This window comes from Variovorax cryoconiti, from assembly GCF_051216395.1.
In the GTDB taxonomy this organism is placed as follows: Bacteria; Pseudomonadota; Gammaproteobacteria; order Burkholderiales; family Burkholderiaceae_C; genus Variovorax.
The window spans coordinates 147,006-165,494 of sequence record NZ_JBPJZI010000005.1 but is presented as its reverse complement, the minus strand read 5'-3'; the positions used below and the strand labels follow the sequence as shown (position 1 = coordinate 165,494).

Genomic DNA, 18,489 nt, shown 5'->3' with positions numbered 1-18,489 from the left:
TGGCAGAAACTAGCCACTTCTGCAAATTCAGCCAAAGGCCTGCTGTGCAAACCCGGACCCTGCCCTCGTCGTCTTCCTCGTCAGCCTCGGCCGTGCAGCCGCGCGGCAAGGCATCCGTTCGCCACCTGCCCGTCAACCTGTTCGCGTCGGTCATGGGCCTGTCGGGGCTCACGCTCGCCTGGCGCGTTGCGCACACGAGCCTGGGCCTGCCCGCCGTCGTCGGCGAGGCCGTCGGGGCGCTCGCGGTGGTCGTTTTCCTGCTGCTCGCCGTGGCCTATCTGACGAAGCTCACGCTGCACCCCGAGGTCGTGCATGCCGAGTTTCATCACCCGGTGGCCGGCAACTTCTTCGGCACGATCGTGATCGCCGTCCTGCTGCTGTCGTCGGTCGTCGCACCGTACAGCGAACCGGCTGCGCGCACCCTCTGGACCGTGGGCGCATTGGCCACCTTCATCCTCAGCTTCATCGTCGTCTCGCGCCTGCTCAAGGGCGAGGTCGATGCATCGCATGCGGTGCCGGCCTGGCTCATTCCCGGCGTGGCGACGCTCGACATCGCCGTGACCGGTGGCCACATGCCGATGGCCTGGGCAGCCGAAGTCAACCTGCTGGCCAGCGCCATCGGCGCCATGCTGGCGCTCGCGCTGTTCGTGATGATCGTCAGCCGGCTGGTGCATCGCGACCGCTTCCCGGCGGCCATGACGCCCTCGCTGATGATCCTGGTGGCGCCCTTTGCCGTGGGCTTTCTCGCCTACACCAACGTGGTCGGCAGCATCGACCGCTTCGCGGCCCTGCTGTTCTATTTCGCGCTCTTCATGTTCGCCGTGGTGGCGCCGAAGGTGTTCCGCCGCGACATCGCGTTTTCACCGGCCTGGTGGGCGATCGGCTTCCCGATCGCCGCACTGGCCAACGCCGCCCTGCGCTATGCGCAACTGCGTGACAGCATGCCGCTGTGGGTCATCGCCGTCGCGCTGCTGGGCCTGTTGAGCCTGGCGATGGCCGTCCTCACCGTGCGGACCCTGCGCATCGCTTTCAACGGCAAGCTGCTGGCCTGAAGCCGCAGCGTGCCGGCTCAGGCGATCACCGGCACCGCCGTGCCGCCGGCAGTAGCCGCGACGGTGATGGTGCGGCCCAGCGTGGTGGTGTACGTCGGCTCCTTCACGCTGCTCACGTAGACGTACTCGCCCTTCACCTGGGCGGGTGTGACGGTCATCACCAGGTAGCCGCGGCGCGTGGTGTCGCAGTAGCTCACGTCGTCGACCAGACCGAGCCCGGCGCCGATGGCCGCGTTGCCCAGTTGCGGCACCAGCGCGCTGCCGTCGATGGAACTGGCCAGCGTACCGAGGCCGGCGCCTTCGAAGCCGGACGAGCTCACCGAGGTGCCCGCGAATTCGACGCCGACCTTGTCGCCCGCCAGCGTGGTGAGCTGGGTGAACCAGCCGTTGTGCGAATCGCCCGAGAGCGTCACCAGGCGCTTGCCCTGCGTCTTGACGGTCTGCAGGATGGCCTCGCGCTGGGCCGGGTAGCCGTCCCACGAATCCAGGCTGTAGGGCAGGCGCGGGTTGGTCGCCGGGTCGAGCAGCGCGGTCTGCGTGGGCGTGAGCGCGCCCGGCCCGGCGGCCGCGCGGGTGGCCTTCGCGGTCAGGAAGGCGGTGATGGCCGCGGGCGCGGTGGCGGGGCTGGCCAGCACGGTCGACAGCACCGAGCCCGGCAGCCACATGCGGGCCATGATGGTCTGGTTGCCCAGCAGTTGCCAGGTCGCGCTCGATGCCTGCATGCCGCCGGTGAGCCAGTTCTGCTGCTCGACGCTCATCATCTGGCGCGATGCGTCGGGGCGGATGCCGTTGGCGTTGGGCGTGATGCCGGCCAGGTAGCGCGCGATGCCGCCGTCGGCGTCGCCGTAGTTGTCGTACTGGCGGTCGCGGCCCTCGAGGCGGGTGTCGAGCATGTGCAGCGTGAAGATGCTGCCGAAGTCGAAGCGGCGGTAGATCTTCAGCAGGTTGGCCGGGTCGGGCGTGCGGATCGGCATCCACTCGTGATAAACCTTGGCCGCGATGTTCTTGCGCGTCACCCAGTCGCCCTGCGTGGCCGGGTCGTGGTTCTCGGCGCCGTTCACGTAGCCGTTGTTGGCGATCTCGTGGTCGTCCCACACGGTGATCCACGGCATGCGGGCGTGCGCGGCCTGCAGGTTCAGGTCGGACTTGTACAGCGCATGGCGCAAACGGTAGTCGTTCATGGTCACGATGTCGTTGGCGGGGCTCGTGACGCGGTTGCCCGGGATGCTGCCGTTGCCGTACTTCTTGGGGTCGGAGCCGTACTCGTAGATGTAGTCGCCCAGGTGCAGCGCGTACTGCGCGTCGGATTGGGCGGCCGCATCGTAGGCGTGGAAGTAGCCTTCCGAATACAGCGCGCAGGAGAACACGGCGAACTTCACCGATGCGACGTCGGCCGCGGGCAGCGTGCGCGTGGTGCCGACCGTCGACGTGGCGCCGGTGGCATCGCGGAATCGGTAGAAGTAGCTGGCGCCGGCCGTGAGCCCGGTCACGTCGACCTTGGCGGTGAAGGACGCGGCTTCGGTCGCGCTGACCGTGCCGCTGCGCACGATGGCCTTGAAGGCAGCGTCGCTCGCCACGTCCCAGGTCAGCGCCACGTCGGCCGTGCTGTCGGGCACCTTGGCGTGCGTCCAGAGGATCACGCGGTCGGTCAGCGGGTCGCCGCTGGCCACGCCGAAGGCGAAGGCGGCGGGCGTGGCCGCCGGCGGGGCCGGTGCCGGGGCCGGCGCCGAGTCGTTCCCGCCGCCGCCGCAGGCCGCGAGCGAGCCGACCGCCGCGAGCGCGACCGCGCTGGAGGAGGACTTGACCAGGAAGTCGAGGAAGTCGCGCCGCCGACGGTTGGCGACCTCGCGGGGGTCGATGCCGGTATCGGGCTGCGGTGCGGGAGGGATGTGGCGGGTTGTCATTCGAATGCTCCGGGTGGGGAGCCCCGATTGAAGTCACCGCGCATGACGCGCCCGTGAAATGCGTCACGGTTGCGTCATCCCGGCTGCCTAGCATCTGCCGATCACCACCTGCGGAGGCTGCGATGGACATGCACCGAAATCGACTGCTGCTGGCCAGCATCCTTCTGACCCTGTCGGTGGCCGCCTGCGGCGGGGGCGACGACGATGTCGCCACCGCACCGCCGCCCACCACGCCCGCGCCCACGGTGCCGGCCACGATGGCCCTCAAGCTCATCGCCTTCAACGACCTGCACGGCAACCTCGAGCCGCCCAAGACCTCGATCACCGCGCCCTCTTCCGCTGGCGGCACGGTGGCGGTGCCGGCCGGCGGCGCGGCCTACATGGCGTCGGCCATCGCATCGCTGCGGGCCAAGAACCCGAACCATGCGGTGGTGTCGGCCGGCGACATGATCGGCGCATCGCCGCTGGTGTCGGCCCTCTTCCTCGACGAGCCGACCATCGAGGCGGTCAACGTGATGAAGATCGACTTCAACGCCGTCGGCAACCACGAGTTCGACAAGGGCCAGACCGAGCTGCTGCGCATCAAGAACGGCGGCTGCGCCAAGAACACGGCGCTGGAGCCTTGCCAGGTGAACAAGACCTTCCCCGGCGCCAACTTCGGCTTCCTCGCGGCCAACACGGTGAAGGCCGACGGCACCACGCTGTTCCCGGCCACCGGCATGAAGACCTTCACCCAGGACGGCGCGACGGTGAAGGTCGGCTTCATCGGCATGACGCTCAAGGGCACGCCGAGCATCGTCACGCCGTCGGGCGTGGCCGGCCTCACGTTCAAGGACGAGGCCGACACGGCCAACGCGCTGATCCCCGGCCTGCGCGCGCAGGGCGCGGACGTGATCGTGGTGGTGGTACACGAAGGCGCGACCGTGACGACGGGCTACAACGACAAGAGCTGCGCCGGGCTGAGCGGCGACCTGCTGCCCATCCTGAACCGGCTCGATGCGAGCGTCGACGTGGTCGTCTCCGGCCACACGCACCGCGCCTACGTCTGCGACTACGCCAAGACCAACGCCGCCAAGCCCTTCCTGCTGACGAGCGCCGGCCAGTACGGCACGCTGGTGACCGACATCGACCTCACCGTCGATACCGCCACGCGCAAGGTCACGGCCAAGAAGGCCGACAACGTGATCGTGCAGGGCGAGGCGTACACCAGCGGCGCGACCACCGTGGCGCTGACCGACCAGTACCCGATCTTCGCGAAGAACACCGAGATCGCCGCACTCGTCACGCAGTACCAGGCGGTCGCGGCGCCGCTGGTGCAGCGCGTGGTGGGCAAGGTCACCGGCCCGGCCACACGCACCAACGCACCTTCGCGCGAGAACGTGATGGGCAACCTGATCGCCGATGCGCAACTGGCCGCCACCGCACCCGCCGGCAAGGGCGCCGCGCAGATCGCCTTCATGAACCCGGGCGGCGTGCGTGCCGACCTGGTGCCCGCCGCCGACAACAGCGTGACCTACGGCCAGCTCTTCAGCGTGCAGCCCTTCGGCAACAGCCTGGTGGTGAAGACGATGACCGGCGCGCAGATTCGCGCGCTGCTGGAGCAGCAGTTCAACAGCGGCAGCAACACCGTGGCCGCGCCGCGCGTGCTGCTGCCCTCGGCCGGCTTCACCTACACCTACGACCTGGCCGCAGCCGCCGGTTCCCGCATCACGGCCATGGCGCTCGGCGGCGTGCCGATGGTCGACGCCACGTCCTACCGCGTGACGATGAACAGCTTCCTCGCGACGGGTGGCGACAACTTCACCGTGTTCAACCAGGGCACGAACACGCTGGGCGGCGACCAGGACATCGACGCACTGGAGGCCTACATCAAGGCCAACGACCCGCTGGCGCCACCGGCGACGAACCGCATCACGGCGCTGTAGCCGGGCCGGAACAGACGCGCGCGGCGGCCTGGCAGCGGAGGTTGAACACAGGCAAGCAGTACGCTGTCACACACATCGTTCAAGCTGCGTCGATCAGCACGCTCGCCGCAACGATGAATGAATAACTCCCAAAGCGCCCCCGTGCACGGGGCGGGCATTCCGGCGCTCCATGCCGTGTTCCAGCCCATCGTGCATCTGCGCGAGGGCACGATCCTCGGCCATGAGGCCTTGATACGCGGCCCCGCAGACACACCACTGCACACGCCCCTCGCACTCCTGGCGTGGGCTTCGGAGGCGTCGTTCCTGACGGGGTTCGAGATGCACTGCGTGCAGACGATCCTGGCGCAATGGCAGCGCATGGCGTCGCCGGGACAGCTCTTCATCAACATGAGCGCGGACGCGCTGGTCGAAGCCATGTCCGCCGACGAGGCGGGTCGCTCGTGGTTCGAAGACACGATGGCGCACCACGCCCTCGACGCGCGGTCGATCGTCGTGGAACTCACCGAAAGCCCGGCGCATGCCTCCGCGGAGGGGCTGCGGCAGGCCGTCAGCAGGCTGCGGGCGGTGGGCGCGCGGATCGCGCTGGACGACTTCGGCGAGGGGCATTCGAACCTGCGTCGGTGGACCGACCTGCAGCCGGAATTCGTGAAGATCGACAAGTTCTTCGTGCAGGGGATCGCCAGCCAGCCGCAACGCGTCGAGCTGGTGCGCACCTTTGCGCGCCTTGCCCAGACCTTCGGCACGATTCTGGTGGCCGAAGGTGTGGAGGACGCCCGCGACATGGGCATCCTGCGCGAACTCGGCGTGGAGCTCGGTCAGGGCTACCTGTTCGGGCGCCCGCAGCGGGCGTTGCGGCAGGCGATTCCGGAGGGGGTCGGCACCGCGATCCGCGACCCGCGGATCGCCGTGGTGCCGCATGCCAGGCGCCACGCGCAGCCCGACGTGCTGCGCGGCATCGCCGTCATCGACGCACCGGCACTCGGCCCGGGAACGCCGATCGACGAGGTCTCCGTCATCTTTCAGGCCCGACCCGAACTGCATGCACTCGCGGTCGTCGATGACGGGCAGCCGGTCGCGTTGATCAATCGGCAGTCGTTCATGAACGACTATGCCCGCCTGTACTTTCGCGAGGTGCATGGGCGCCGGCCCTGCCTGTCATATGGCAATTCGAAGCCGCGCATCGTCGAGCTCGACGACAGCGTCGAGCGTCTCGTCGGCATCCTGACGTCGGAGGACCAGGCCTACCTTCGCGAAGGCTTCATCGTCACGGAGCGAACCCGCTACGTCGGGCTTGGCACCGGCGACCAGCTGGTGCGCGCCGTCACCGAAGCACGCGTGGAAGCCGCGCGACATGCCAATCCGCTGACCTTTCTGCCGGGCAACATTCCCATCAGCATCCATATCGAGCGCCTGCTGGAGGGCGGTGTCGGCTTCGTGGCCTGCTATGCCGATCTCAACAACTTCAAAGTCTTCAACGACCGCTTCGGCTACTGGCGCGGCGACGAGATGATCCGCCTGCTCGCCAGGCTGGCCGTCTCGCACGCCGATCCGCAGGTGGATTTCGTCGGGCACATTGGGGGCGATGACTTTCTGATCCTCTTCCAGAGTTCGGACTGGCAGGCGCGTTGCGAACGGCTGATCGAAGCCTTCAACGGGGGGGCGCGCGCCCTCTACGACGATGCGGCGCAACAGGCCGGCGGCATCGAGGCGGAGGATCGCTATGGGGTGCTGCGTTTCACGCCACTCACCTCGCTGTCCATCGGTGCCGTGTGCGTGGCACGCGACACCGCTCAGGACGCCGAAGGCATCGCCAGCGAAGCGGCACAGGCCAAGCATGCGGCCAAGCAGGCGCCGAATGGCCTGTGGGTACGGCGTGCCGACGATTGAGGGGCGTCGGCAGCACACGCGCGGCCCGAGGCGCCGCGCAAGCCTCCTCAAAGATCGTCGTCCCCCTGGAAATCATCCGGCATTGCGTCCTCCACCGGCCCCACCAACGGGTCCTCGCACAGCGCGAGCAGGGCATCGCACCCCGCCTTCAGCGCATCGACGTAGGTGGCATGCGGCAGTGCGCCTTCGACCAGCGGTTCGAATTCCGCGAGATGGTCCGGGGATTCGAGAATCCGCCACGCATAGTCGCCGCTGTCGTGCTGATCGACGGTGAGGGCGAGGGAGAGGAGTCGGCGTGCCATGGACCGGCATTGTGAACAGGGCATGTGACACGCAACACGCATGTTGGCCGACCGCAACGGCCCTGCGCCAGGGCACGTTCAGTGCGCCGCGATCAGATCCCGAATGTCCTGCGCATAGGCCTGCAGCCGACGCATCGCCTGCTCGCGTTGCGCCGGGCGGGTGGCGTTGTGCAACCGGGCGATGTTGCTGCAGCTTTCCTGCAGAAGGGCCTGCTGGTGGTCGCGCCAGGGGCCGGGCGGCGGCTCGGCGATGCGCCTGGCATAGGCCACAAGTGCGGCCTGCACGTCGGACGGCCGGGCACCGCTGTTGCTGAAGCCGCGCAGGATGTCGAGCGATTCGCGCTGGCGCTGGCGCCGCTCGGCGTCCACACGCCGCGGGTCGAAGATCGACCGGTCGGCCATCTGGCGCAGCAGCTTGCGCTGGCCGTCGTCCAATGCGCCGTAGAAGTCTTCGCTGCGTTCGAGGAAGGTGTCGTAGCGCTTGCGGTGTTGCGCGTCGGCACTGCGCTCCAGCCAATCGCTCGCGTACGCGGCGTTGATCTTCGCGTACTTGCCCTCGAGGTGCTGCAACTGCGCATCGCCCAGGCCGAGCGCCAGCTCCGCGCCGGGGCCGGCGGCGTCGACGGCCGTTGCGAGCAGGCTCTGGCGCAGCGTGTCGCTCGCGGCGCAGACCTGGGCCGGCGTGACATCTGCAGGCGCCAGCCGCTCCGCGGTCTCGACCAGCGCCAGCAGCTTGGGCAGCTCGGTGCGGCGGTGGCGTTCGAGCAACTGGCCGAGTTGCTCCTTCACGCGCGGCGATTGCGCGCCGTTGAAATCGACGTAGCTGTCGAGCCACCAGAAGCCGAGTTCCGGCAGGTTGTTGTAGGCCAGCTTGACGGCGCTGCAGCCGATCAGCGCGGCACCAAGGACCAGCGCACAACCGATCTTGGACAGCGTCGCACCGCGGATGAAGGGCCGTCGCATCGGGGTTCCTGACGCCCTAGATGAACGCGAACGTGCTGCCGCGGTTGTCCAGCGCCGCCAGCACGCTCATGCCGGTGATCTGCGAGGTCTTGGGGTTGGACGCGGCGCTCGCGCCGGCGACCTTCACGGTCAGTGTCGACGACGGCCCGACGGCCTCGATCAGGCCCGAGTTGCCGGTGGCTGCCGGGTCGGCGACAAGCTCGACCTTCGTCTTGTCCAGACCCAGGCCAGCCAGCGCGACGACGGCGGCCAGGTTGGCGTTCTTCGGATAGCGCCGTGCGGCGTCGGCCGCCGTGCCGGAGAAGATCACGGTGCGCTCGGTCAGCGCGTCGAGGTCGAAGGGGCCGTCGGCGGGCGTGTCCTTCCACGACGCGGGCGGCTTGGTCGACGTGTACTTCACCGAAGACAGCCCCGCGCGCCGCAGCGCCAGCAGGCCGTCGAGCCCGGCGATGGCGCCGATGGGCAGCAGCAGGCGGCTGCCGCCCTGCGCCGCCGCGTGTTCCAGGCGCGCGCGAAAGCCATCGTCGGCCAGGCTGCCGACCGAGATCAACGCCAGGTCGATGCCAGCTGCGAGGATGCGTTCGCCGTGCGAGATCACCGCGCCGTGCCCGGCCACTTCCACCGCGAGCTGCAGATCGGCGGCCAGGAACGAAGCGATGTCGGTGCACACGGCCACGCCTGCAGGCACCGCGCGCAGTGCTTCGCCCTGCTGGTGTTCGCGCACGAGCAGCGCGGCGAGCGTGTGGCCGCGAACCGGCGTTGCCGACCAGGCGTCGACCACCGAGCGGCCGATGGCGCCGAAGCCGATGAGGCCGACGCGTGTGGAGGTGTTCGAGCGTGTCATGGGGCGCAGAGGGAACGGGGCTACAACACCTTGACGGCGCGCCCGATGAACTGGATCGGCCCGGTCGGCCGGTCCAGCGGCGAGCCGTTGGCCGGCTCCAGCGTCAGCTCGAAGAGCTGGTTGGGCTCCAAGGGCGGCAGCTTCTCGATCGGCACGCGCAGCGCACGACCCGGCTGCACCAGACCCAGCGACACCGGCCCGCGCCAGCTGTCGGCCTTGGTCCAGAACTGCAGCGACTTGTCGGCGGGCACGGCGACCGTGCCCAGCGGGATGAGGTTCAGCTGTTCCCGGGAGCCGCCGCTGGTCTGCACCACCCAGCCGGGCGCCTTGTCCTGCGGCGCGACCAGCACGACCAGGTACTGCGGCGTGGCCGGCGTCTGGATGCGCACCACCAGCACGGCGGCGAGGATGGCCGCCGCCGCGAAGCCGGTGCCGGCCAGGCCACGCCAGAGCTTCAGGTTGTTCCACCAGGTCTGCACGCCCGACGCGGCGCGCCGCACGCTGTCGGCGGCCGCCGCGGCCTGCGGTGCCACGCTGCGCTCGATGCGCGCCCAGAGCGCGGCCGACGGCTCCACCGGTTCGGCCAGCGCGGTCAGTGGATGCAGGCGTTGCTCCCACCCTTCGACCGCCTCGCGCAGCGTCGGCTCGACCGCCATGCGGGCCTCGACCTCACGCCGCTTCGCGGCCGACAGGGTACCGAGCACGTACTCACCCGCCAGCGACTGCAGGTCGTCGTCGTTCGGCGAGGGAATGGGTGTGTTCGGGTTCATGTCATGCACTCGCGCAAAGCACGCATGCCGCGGTTGATCCAGGCCTTGACCGTGCCCAGGGGTGTCTTCGTGCGCTCGGCGATCTCGCCGTGCGAGCAACCGTCGACGTAGGCGAGCACGATGCATTCCCGCCGGCCCGGCTCCAGCTGCGCGAGGCAGCCGTCGAGCCGGCCGAGGTCGACGCGGGTTTCCGCGGCATCGCGTGTGCTCGCATGGTGTTGCAGGGCCATCTCGTCCTCGAGCGCCGCGCCGGCCTCTTCGTCGACCGGCACGTCGCGCGCGTGGTTGCGAACCCAGTTCAGCGCGGTGTTGCGCACCACGCTGTAGATCCAGCCGCGGCCCGCACCGCGCGCGGCGTCGAAGGTGGTGGCGCGCTGCCAGATGGCGACGAAGGCGTCGTGCAGCACGTCTTCGGCATGCTGGCGCTGGCGCACGATGCGCAGCGCCACGCCGAGCAGGTAGCGGCTTTCACGCGCGTAGATCTGCGCCAGCGCCTGGGACTGCCCCTGCGCGCAGGCGGCGAGTGCGGCGTCGTAATCGAAATCGTCGGGAGCTGGCAACAGGAAGCCCGGGGTGGAACGGTGGGAGCCCGCATGGTAGTCGAGCCCTCTCCGTTTCCCCGCAAGGCCCCTGCCCCGCGCTGGTGCGCTTTACGCCGCCTTCCAGAAGATGTAGTCGGCCTGGTACTTCACGGTCGCCTTCTGGCCCTTGGTCATCGGGGTGCAGGGCATCGACGCGGGGGCGACGCCACCGGTGAGGGCCACGCGCTGGATGTAGGTCACGCCGGTCATGGCGCCCATGCCCATGGCCGGGTTGGCCTTCACCAGCTGGTACGGCAGGCTGGTCGGGCCCGAAGGCGCGACGGCGAGCTGCGTGGCCGTCAGCTTGGAGCCGTCCATTGCTTCCCAGGTGGCCGGCGGGCCGTAGTACTTGCCGACCTGCTTGCCCATGCGGTCGTTCAGCACGGCGTTGGGGCCGACGAAGACCCACTCGGTCTGGCCGGGCATGTTGACCTTGTCGCGGCATTCGTAGGTGATGTCGCCCACGCCCACGGTTTCCAGTGCCACCTTGTTGCCCGTCGGCACCTGGATGGTCGGCGGCAGGCTGGTCTGCGAGAAGGTCGACATCGGCATGCCCGGGCCCATCGAGCCGCAGGCGGCCAGGACGGCGGCCGAGGCGGCAATGGCGGACACGGCCAGGGTGCGGGTAGAGATCAGTGCTTGCATGGTTGCTCCTTCGAAGTGGTTGCAGTTGCGGGTGCGCAGCGTCTTGCTGCTGCAGGTACTACCCGCGGGAACGGCTTCTGGATGCAGGGGAGGCAAGAAATAGTTCGGGACGGCGGCGGCGTGGAACGGATGTCTTCGGCTGCGTCTTCATTAAGAAGAAGGATTGCAGTTCCCCTGTGTTTTGGACACAATAGTTTGCAATTTCGGACCTCTTCCAGAAACGGGGTGTGCGCATGAGACCGCGGATTTTTCTTCTGGTGCTCGCGATGGTGGGTGGGTCTGCGGCGGCCCAGTCACTGCCGTCGGCGGTCGTGCCCATCCATCCCGGCAAGGTCATCCAGACCTACAAGCAGGACCGAGGCCCGGAGCGCGGCGACGAGATTCCGTCAGGCGGTTTCACCCTTCCCGTGTTCGAGGAATCGCCGGACGGTCAGCGCTACCGGTTGAAAGTTGCAGGCAAGGACGCGTGGGTTGCCAAGCGAGACGTTAGACCGGACGAGATGGCCGTCAGCGTGCGCGACATGTGCTCGACCGCGGTCGCCTCGGTCCATGCGGGTGCCACGCGCAATGCCAACGAGGCTTGCCGACGGAAGTAGCGACTTCGGCTGCAGCAGCCTGCTGATTTTTCCGAGACCGCCGGGGTGCGATTGACACCCCAAACAACAAAAGTCCGAGGAGCTTGCGAGATGCGTCCTGCGTGCATGGTGTCGGCAGCCCTCGTGGCCGCCCTGTGGGGGTGCGCCGCACCCACCGGCTCTGGGACGGGCTCTGGCGCTGCAGCCGAGCCGAGCTTGCTTGACCGCGGCAGGGAAGCGCTGTCGAACGTGCTGGGTGGCCTCGACAGCAAGCCGATGATCTCGCGCCTGAAGCCGGGCGCCTACGAGCCGTCCAACGAAGCCATCGGCGACGAGATCGACGTCAACGACAAGCGCGTGAGCCACGGCCTGGTGCCACTGCCCGCCGCCACGACCTACGCCAACCAGGTGCTCGACAAGCTCAAGGCCGCCAGCGGCGTGACTAACGTGCCCGGCAAGGTGTTCGTCGTTGCCAACGACCAGCTCGACGCCGGCGCCACGCCCGACGGCAACATCTTCGTGTCGCTGGGTTACCTGCGAAATCTGCAGAACGAGGACCAACTCGCCGCCCTGCTGGCGCATGAGCTCAGCCATGTGCTGCTGCACCACCACGACAGCAGCTGGATCGGTCGAAAGCAGAAGGAAATGATGTCCTTCTTCGAGGACAGCGCGCTGCTCAAGAACACCTTGGAGAACGTGGTCTCCGGCAACAATGCAACGACCAAACCCTACACGTCGGGCCAGCAGGAAACACTCGACCGCATGCTGCTGCTGGTCAAGCTCAACGACCGGGCCCTGCAACCGGCGTGGGGGCGGCGGCAGGAAGCCGAGGCGGACCGGTTGGGCGTCGACCTGATGATCAAGGCCGGCTACAGCGTGGCCGACGGCACCTTGCCCTGGCTGGGCAAGGTTGCCGAGTGGGATGCGCAGCAAGCGAAGCTGCGCGCCGAACTCGCGGCCGAGCGACAGGCCAGCATCGAGGCGCTGTCGAGCCAGGGGCGCATCGATGCGTCGGCCAAGATGGCGCTCGACGGCGCGATGAAAGATGTCCTCGGAGAGATGGCGCGCGCGCACGACGACGGCAGCAAGCGGTTGGAGGAAATCGACGTCTACCTGGACAAGGTCCATGCCAACTCGGAGGTCGCTCGCAAGGCCACGGTCGCGCCCTATACCCAATTCATGCAGCAGCGCGATGTCAAGGCCACGGTCGATGGCTACCGCGAAGCCTTCATGGCGCGCAACCAGGTCGTCGATCGCAAGTTCGCGCAGGCATTGCCGACGCTGCGACGCCTGACGGGCGGCGGCGTGATCGCGTCGCACGCCCTGCCCAACTACCTGCTCTTCGAGGCGCAGCGCGGCGGCAGCAGCGGCGCGGCCAACGAGCAGGTGCTGCGGCGCAGCCTGGCAGCATCGGAGCCCACCTGGGAGCCCTTCGACTCTGCAGCGGCCTACTACGGCGCTCGCAACCAAAAAGCGGCCATCACCGAGATCGGCCGCAACGCCCTGGCCAAATTCAGCAACGCGCCGTCGGCGTATCCGCGTCTCGTTGCCCTGTACACGCGGTACGGCATGAAGGATGAAGCCGCCAACGTCGTCGTCGAATGTCGGCGCAAGCAGGCGCAGATGCGCCTGGCCTGCGAGAAGGCGCTGAAGAAATGAGCGCCGCGGGTGAAACCCGATGGAAGAAAAGGAACTGGCGTTGGGATCTCTGGGTGGCCATCGTCACGGTGGCGACGGGTTTGGCTCTGGCCTGGATAACGGCGCAGATCCCTCAGCAGGAACTCGCGAAGCGGGCCGTGACGCGCGCGGTGTCACCGGCGTTGACGCCGATCTACGGCGAGAGCGGCAACCGGGCAATCACGGTCGTCACCATCGACGACGCCGACCTGGATACCTTTGGAGAGAAGTGGCCGCTGGAGCTTGGTTTTTTCAGCCGTCGCGTGGAAGTCCTGCTGGCAAAGAAGCCGCGGGTTCTGTTCATCGACTTGCTTCTCAAGCGCGAAAGTTCGCCGGCGCAAATTGCCGCCCTGCGTGACACCCTCTGCAAGGCGCGCGGGACGACGAAGGTCTACATCGCATCCCTTCGCGGGTTGGTCCCCGATTCCCCGACCGAGGCCGAGCTCTTCAAGGAACATCCGGAGCCCCGACCAACACCCGACTCGCCGCTGAAGATGAGTGTCTGCGCCATCCCGGTGGACGCGCGGGTGACGCCGGACAAGCATGACCAGTCGCAATGGGACTACCCCATCCAGATCCAGACGAGCGCAGCACCTCCACGGCACGTCCGTTCGGCAGCGCTCGACATCTTCTGCCGGGAGGAACCCGATCGATGCCCCCAGGACAAGCAAGAGCTACCACCGCTCGCGATGATCTGGCCCGCCCGCTCGTTCCCGACCAATGTGCAGACGATGATCCGGGAACAGGAACCCAAGACGGTGCCGGCCACCTACGAGCCGGCGTGTCGTGACGGCATCCCACTCCTGGAAGCGGTGCCCGGTGTCGTGTTTGCCGAGAACCTGATCACCCGATGGGTCATCCGGCTCCAACCCGACACGAATCGCGCGCAGCAGCTCCAGCGCGAAGCGTTGGTGAGACAAATGCCCCCCTGCCCGTACCATCAGGTCATCCCCCTGCGAGCCTTCAATGGAAAGGGCTTCTCCGATCTTGAACTCGGTGCCGCGTTCGCCAACAAGATCGTCGTTCTAGGCGCGGATGTCATCGGAACGGGCGACAAGGTCACCTCGCCCATCCACGGACCGATACCGGGCGTTCACGCCCACGCCATGGCACTCGACAACCTGATCACGTTCGAAGGGAAGTACAAGCAGGCAGGCGATTTCGATCTTGACGACTTGACGAGTCACGGCAGTCTGTTCGTCATCATCAGCGTGATCTCCACCGTGGCGGTGCTCACGCTCTGGAATCACTACTTCACCGAGATCGAGCCGCCGCCACCACGCCCGTTGAGCTGGTGGCAAAGCATCCTGCATCGAGCGGGCATGGTGTTTCTCATCGCTCCCATGCTCGTATTCGGCTGGCCGCGAGGCCGGGCAACGGTCGATCCACGACAGCACTTTCTTGGGCGGCTGGCGTTCATCAACATCAACGTCGCGCTGATTGCCTTCATCTTCGTCCTGGGCTATTTGTGGCTCCGACAAGGGCCGTTGTCGATGTTCGAATACCTGCTGTTCCCCTTCATCGCGCACTTCCTTCGGATCGGAAAAACGATTGCTGGGCGTTCGTGCGATTGGTGGCACGCTGCCATCGACCCCCAACCCTGGAAAGCATGGGCGCAGCGGTGCGCCAAGCACGCGCCGGATGACCATGAATGCGCGGCCATCAAGCCGCGGACCTGACTGAGTACCCAATGCCTTATTTTGCTGCGATCATGGAGGCATGAGCGGCGCCAAGCTACCCACACTCGCCATCCTTCTGCCGTCGGGCCTGTTCGAAGTGCATGTGTTGCCCACGGGCCGCTCGACCCTCGGCCGCGCGCCATCGAACAAGGTGGTGGTGCACGACCGCCGCGTAAGTCGCGTGCATGCGGCCATCACGGTCGAGCATGCCTTCGTGACCATCGAGGACCTGGGGAGCACCAACGGCGTGTGGCTCAATGGCCGCAAGCTGGCGCAGGAGCCGCTGACGGATGGCGACGTCTTGACGGTCGGCGATTCGACGGTGCACTTCGCGTGGGAAGGCGCCGGCGACGAGCAGATCGTGGCCGAGGCGATGCCCTCGGTTCCCGGCTGGCGTCTGCCGCCGAATCAGGAATCGAAGGACACCGAGTAGCCGGCCCGGCGCGGGTCAGGCCTTCTTCTGCACCATCTTGATGACGCTGGAGAAGTCCAGCGCGCCGTGGCCGGCCAGGCTGTGCGCGGCGTACAGGTTGCGCGCCATGCCGCCCAGGGGCGTGGCAGCGCGCACCGCGGCGGCGTTCTCCTGCGCCAGGCCCAGGTCCTTGAGCATCAGGTCGGTGCCGAACCCGCCGGCATAGTTCTTGGACGCGGGCGCGGTCTCCATCACGCCCGGCAGCGGGTTGTACTTTTCCAGCGCCCAGTTGCCGCCCGAACTGCGCCGCATGATCTCCGACAGCACCTTGGGGTCGAGCCCGTTGGCCACGCCCAGCGCGATGGCCTCGGACGTGCCGATCATCAGGATGCCCAGCAGCATGTTGTTGCAGATCTTGGCGGTCTGGCCCGCCCCGGCCGCGCCGGCGTGGAAGATGTTGGCGCCCATCTTCTCCAGCACGGGACGTGCGCGTTCGAGGTCGGCTTCGCTGCCCCCGACCATGAAGGTCAGCGTGCCGGCGATGGCGCCGCCGGTGCCGCCCGACACCGGCGCATCGATGACGGCCACACCGCGCTTGGCGGCCGCTTCGGCGACCTTGCGCGAGGTGGCGGCGGCGATGGTGCTGCTGTCGATCACCAGCGTGCCGGGCGCGATCTGTTCCAGGATGCCCGGCTGGCCATCGCTGCCCAGATAGAGCCCTTCGACGTGCGCGCTGGCCGGCAGCATGCTGACGACGACCTCGGCATCCTGGACAGTCGCTGCCGCCGACGCCGCGATCGGCAGCCCCTCGGCCGCGAACTTGGCACAGGCCTCCTTCGACAGGTCGAAGGCGCTGAGCGTGTGCCCGGCCTTCATCAGGTTCATGGCCATCGGGCCGCCCATATTGCCGAGGCCGATGAATGCGATCTTCATTTTTTGTCTCCATTGATTTTTTCAGGGAAGCGCTCAGACCAGTGTCACGAGCTCCGGCGCCATCTCGCCGCGCGCACGCAGGTGGTCGTCGACGAAGGCCGGCGTGATCTCGGCCAGCGTCGCCGGGTTCCATGTCGGGTTGCGGTCCTTGTCGACCAGCACCGCGCGGATGCCTTCGGCGAAGTCGGCGTGCGCGCAAAAGCCCAGCGAGGCCCAGTACTCGAGGCGGAACACCTCGGCCAGCGACATGCGCGGCACGCGCTGCCACAGTGCCCACGACAGCGCCACCGAACTCGGTGCGCCCTTCGCATAGGTCTTGACGGCCGTCTGCAGCCACGGGTCGTCGCTCTGCAGGGCGCGCAGGCGCTGGTCGATGGCCAGCAGGTCGTCGCCGGCCAGCGTGGCGTTGATGAGGTCGAAGTGCTCGCGCAGCTTCGATGCCGGCATGGCCGCGCCCTCGCCCGCCTGCGCCAGCAGCCTGGACATGAGCGCGCGGTCGGCGTCGGGGGCGCCCTTCCAACCGGCGGTCGTGATCGCCTCCAGCACCTGCGCCTTGGCCGCGTGCGGCACCAGCACGTCGGCCAGGCCCGCGAAGATCGCATCAGCCGCATTGATCTGCGCGGCGGTGAAGGCCAGGAACAACCCCGTGCGGCCCGGCGTGCGGCGCAGGAACCAGCTGCCGCCGACGTCGGGGTAGAGACCGATGTTGACCTCGGGCATCGCGACGCGGCTGCCTTCGGTCACCACGCGGTGCGAGCAACCGGCCATCAGGCCGACGCCGCCGCCCATCACGATGCCGTGGCCCCAGCAGACGAAGGGTTTGGGGAAGGTGTGGATCAGGTAATCGAGCTCGTATTCCTCGCCGAAGAAGCGCTCGGCGTATTCGTTGCGCGCGGGGCCGCAGTCACGCAGCGTCTGGTAGAGCTGGCGCAGGTCGCCGCCGGCGCAGAAGGCCTTCTCGCCGGCCGCGTCCATCAGCACGCCGACCACGTCGGGGTCCGCGGCCCAGTCACGCAGTTGCGGCGTGAGCAGGCGCACCATGTCGACCGACAGAGCGTTGAGCGACGCCGGCGCGTTGAGCGTGGCCACGCCGAAGCGCTGGCCGTTGGCGGTGGGGATTTCCTTGAAGAGGACGACGGGTTCGGTCATGGGGCAACGGGGTAATGGAGTGGTTGAGCTCAGCGGATGTCGCTGTCGCCTTCGAGCAATTTTCGCGCGACGATGACCCGCATGATTTCGTTGGTGCCTTCGAGGATCTGGTGCACCCGCGTGTCGCGCACCAGCCGCTCCAGCGGGAACTCGGCCAGGTAGCCGTAGCCGCCGTGCAGCTGCAGCGCGTCGTTGCAGATCGTGAAGCCGGCATCGGTCGCGAAGCGCTTGGCCATCGCGCAGTAGGTGGATGCATCGGGGTGCGCCGCATCGAGCTTGCTCGCGGCCATGCGCACCATCTGCCGCGCCGCGACCAGTTCGGTCGCCATGTCAGCCAGCTTGAACTGCAGCGCCTGGAAGCTCGCGAGCGGCTTGCCGAACTGCTGGCGGTCGTGCAGGTAGCTGCGCGCCGCGTTCAGCGCGCCCTGCGCCGCGCCGACCGAGCAGGTCGCGATGTTGATGCGCCCGCCGTCGAGTCCCTTCATCGCAATGCGGAAGCCCTCGCCTTCGGCGCCCAGCAGGTGGTCCGCCGGCACGCGCACGTTGTCGAAGGCGATGGTGCGCGTGGGCTGGCTGTTCCAGCCCATCTTGTGCTCCTTCTTGCCGTAGCTGATGCCTGGCGCATCAGAGGGCAGCGCGAAGGCCGAGATGCCGCCCGCGCCGCCACCACCGGTGCGCGCCATCAGCACCAGCACGTCGGTCGCGCCGGCGCCGCTGATGAAGGCCTTGCCACCGTTGATGACGTAGTCGCCGCCTTGCAACTCGGCCCGCGTCTTGAGCGAGCCCGCGTCCGATCCGGCGCCGGGTTCGGTCAGGCAGTACGACGCCAGCTTGCGACCGCTCGTCAGGTCCTCGCCCCAGGTCTTGCACACGGCCTCGGTGCCCCAGGTGCCGAGCATCCAGGTCGCCATGTTGTGGATGGTGATGAAGGCGGTGGTCGACGGATCGACCGCGGCCATCTCCTCGAACACCAGCGTGGCGTCGAGCCGCGGCAGCGCCAGGCCGCCGATGCGCTCGGGCGCGTAGAGGCCGCAGAAGCCAAGCTCGCCGGCGTTGGCGATCGCTTCCTTCGGGAAGAAGGATTCGGCGTCCCAGCGCGCGGCATGCGGCGCGAATTCGCTGGCGGCGAATTCGCGAGCGGTCTCGGCAAAGGCGCGCTGCTCTTCGGAAAGTTCGAAGTCCATGCAGCCG

General features: G+C 67.9%; 17 protein-coding genes. 7 read left to right on the top strand and 10 right to left on the bottom strand.

The window, feature by feature from the left end; all coding sequences use genetic code 11:
• Positions 1–44: 44 nt before the first annotated feature.
• Positions 45–1,052, top strand: coding sequence for an SLAC1 anion channel family protein (locus tag ACSFA2_RS14635; RefSeq protein WP_435456038.1), 1,008 nt, complete (start codon positions 45–47; stop codon positions 1,050–1,052).
• Positions 1,053–1,069: 17 nt separating this feature from the next.
• On the opposite strand, the gene ACSFA2_RS14630 is transcribed toward ACSFA2_RS14635, so the two are convergent.
• A complete protein-coding gene (locus ACSFA2_RS14630) occupies positions 1,070–2,956 on the bottom strand; it encodes an alkaline phosphatase D family protein (protein WP_435456037.1) in 1,887 nt (628 codons plus the stop codon).
• A gap of 122 nt (positions 2,957–3,078) precedes the next feature.
• Here ACSFA2_RS14630 and ACSFA2_RS14625 point away from each other — a divergent pair, with 122 nt between their 5' ends.
• Positions 3,079–4,881 carry a bifunctional metallophosphatase/5'-nucleotidase gene (locus tag ACSFA2_RS14625; protein ID WP_435456036.1) on the top strand — a complete coding sequence of 601 codons (1,803 nt, stop codon included), beginning with the start codon at positions 3,079–3,081 and terminating at the stop codon, positions 4,879–4,881.
• A gap of 117 nt (positions 4,882–4,998) precedes the next feature.
• A complete protein-coding gene (locus ACSFA2_RS14620; protein ID WP_435456035.1) occupies positions 4,999–6,768 on the top strand; it encodes an EAL domain-containing protein in 1,770 nt (589 codons plus the stop codon).
• A gap of 47 nt (positions 6,769–6,815) precedes the next feature.
• Here the strand turns inward: ACSFA2_RS14620 and ACSFA2_RS14615 are convergent, their stop codons facing one another.
• The 6 genes from ACSFA2_RS14615 to ACSFA2_RS14590 all read right to left on the bottom strand — a co-directional run bounded on the left by ACSFA2_RS14615 (position 6,816) and on the right by ACSFA2_RS14590 (position 10,873).
• Positions 6,816–7,070, bottom strand: a complete 255-nt coding sequence (locus ACSFA2_RS14615; protein WP_435456034.1) for a hypothetical protein — start codon at positions 7,068–7,070, stop codon at positions 6,816–6,818.
• A 78-nt stretch (positions 7,071–7,148) separates the two neighbouring features.
• The gene (locus ACSFA2_RS14610) at positions 7,149–8,033 is read right to left on the bottom strand and encodes a DUF6279 family lipoprotein (protein ID WP_435456033.1); all 885 of its coding nucleotides are present in this window, start codon (positions 8,031–8,033) and stop codon (positions 7,149–7,151) included.
• A 16-nt stretch (positions 8,034–8,049) separates the two neighbouring features.
• Entirely contained in the window at positions 8,050–8,877 is an 828-nt protein-coding gene (locus ACSFA2_RS14605; RefSeq protein WP_435456032.1) for an aspartate dehydrogenase, read from the bottom strand.
• A 20-nt stretch (positions 8,878–8,897) separates the two neighbouring features.
• Positions 8,898–9,647, bottom strand: coding sequence for an anti-sigma factor (locus tag ACSFA2_RS14600; RefSeq protein ID WP_435456031.1), 750 nt, complete (start codon positions 9,645–9,647; stop codon positions 8,898–8,900).
• Positions 9,644–10,210, bottom strand: a complete 567-nt coding sequence (locus tag ACSFA2_RS14595; RefSeq protein ID WP_435456254.1) for a sigma-70 family RNA polymerase sigma factor — start codon at positions 10,208–10,210, stop codon at positions 9,644–9,646. The genes ACSFA2_RS14600 and ACSFA2_RS14595 overlap by 4 nt, the downstream gene beginning before the upstream one ends.
• Positions 10,211–10,297: 87 nt before the next feature.
• Entirely contained in the window at positions 10,298–10,873 is a 576-nt protein-coding gene (locus ACSFA2_RS14590) for a DUF3455 domain-containing protein (protein WP_435456030.1), read from the bottom strand.
• 233 nt (positions 10,874–11,106) lie between these two features.
• Between ACSFA2_RS14590 and ACSFA2_RS14585 the strand changes: the two genes are divergently transcribed.
• The 4 genes from ACSFA2_RS14585 (at position 11,107) to ACSFA2_RS14570 (ending at position 15,237) form a co-directional block, all read left to right on the top strand.
• Positions 11,107–11,469, top strand: coding sequence for a hypothetical protein (locus tag ACSFA2_RS14585; RefSeq protein WP_435456029.1), 363 nt, complete (start codon positions 11,107–11,109; stop codon positions 11,467–11,469).
• Positions 11,470–11,664: 195 nt separating this feature from the next.
• Positions 11,665–13,107 (top strand): M48 family metalloprotease, encoded by a 1,443-nt coding sequence (locus ACSFA2_RS14580; protein ID WP_435456028.1) that lies wholly within the window; start codon positions 11,665–11,667, stop codon positions 13,105–13,107.
• A complete protein-coding gene (locus tag ACSFA2_RS14575) occupies positions 13,104–14,804 on the top strand; it encodes a CHASE2 domain-containing protein (protein WP_435456027.1) in 1,701 nt (566 codons plus the stop codon). Before ACSFA2_RS14580 ends, ACSFA2_RS14575 begins: the two co-directional genes overlap by 4 nt.
• Before the next feature lie 40 nt (positions 14,805–14,844).
• Positions 14,845–15,237: an FHA domain-containing protein gene (locus tag ACSFA2_RS14570; protein ID WP_435456026.1), complete on the top strand. Its 393-nt coding sequence runs from the start codon at positions 14,845–14,847 to the stop codon at positions 15,235–15,237.
• A gap of 15 nt (positions 15,238–15,252) precedes the next feature.
• Here ACSFA2_RS14570 and mmsB read toward each other — a convergent pair whose 3' ends face one another.
• The 3 genes from mmsB to ACSFA2_RS14555 are packed head-to-tail and all read right to left on the bottom strand — an operon-like array spanning position 15,253 to position 18,482.
• Entirely contained in the window at positions 15,253–16,149 is an 897-nt protein-coding gene (gene mmsB, locus ACSFA2_RS14565) for a 3-hydroxyisobutyrate dehydrogenase (RefSeq protein ID WP_435456025.1), read from the bottom strand.
• Between the two features lie 33 nt (positions 16,150–16,182).
• A complete protein-coding gene (locus ACSFA2_RS14560; protein WP_435456024.1) occupies positions 16,183–17,298 on the bottom strand; it encodes an enoyl-CoA hydratase/isomerase family protein in 1,116 nt (371 codons plus the stop codon).
• Between the two features lie 29 nt (positions 17,299–17,327).
• Positions 17,328–18,482: an acyl-CoA dehydrogenase family protein gene (locus tag ACSFA2_RS14555; RefSeq protein ID WP_435456023.1), complete on the bottom strand. Its 1,155-nt coding sequence runs from the start codon at positions 18,480–18,482 to the stop codon at positions 17,328–17,330.
• Positions 18,483–18,489 lie beyond the last annotated feature (7 nt).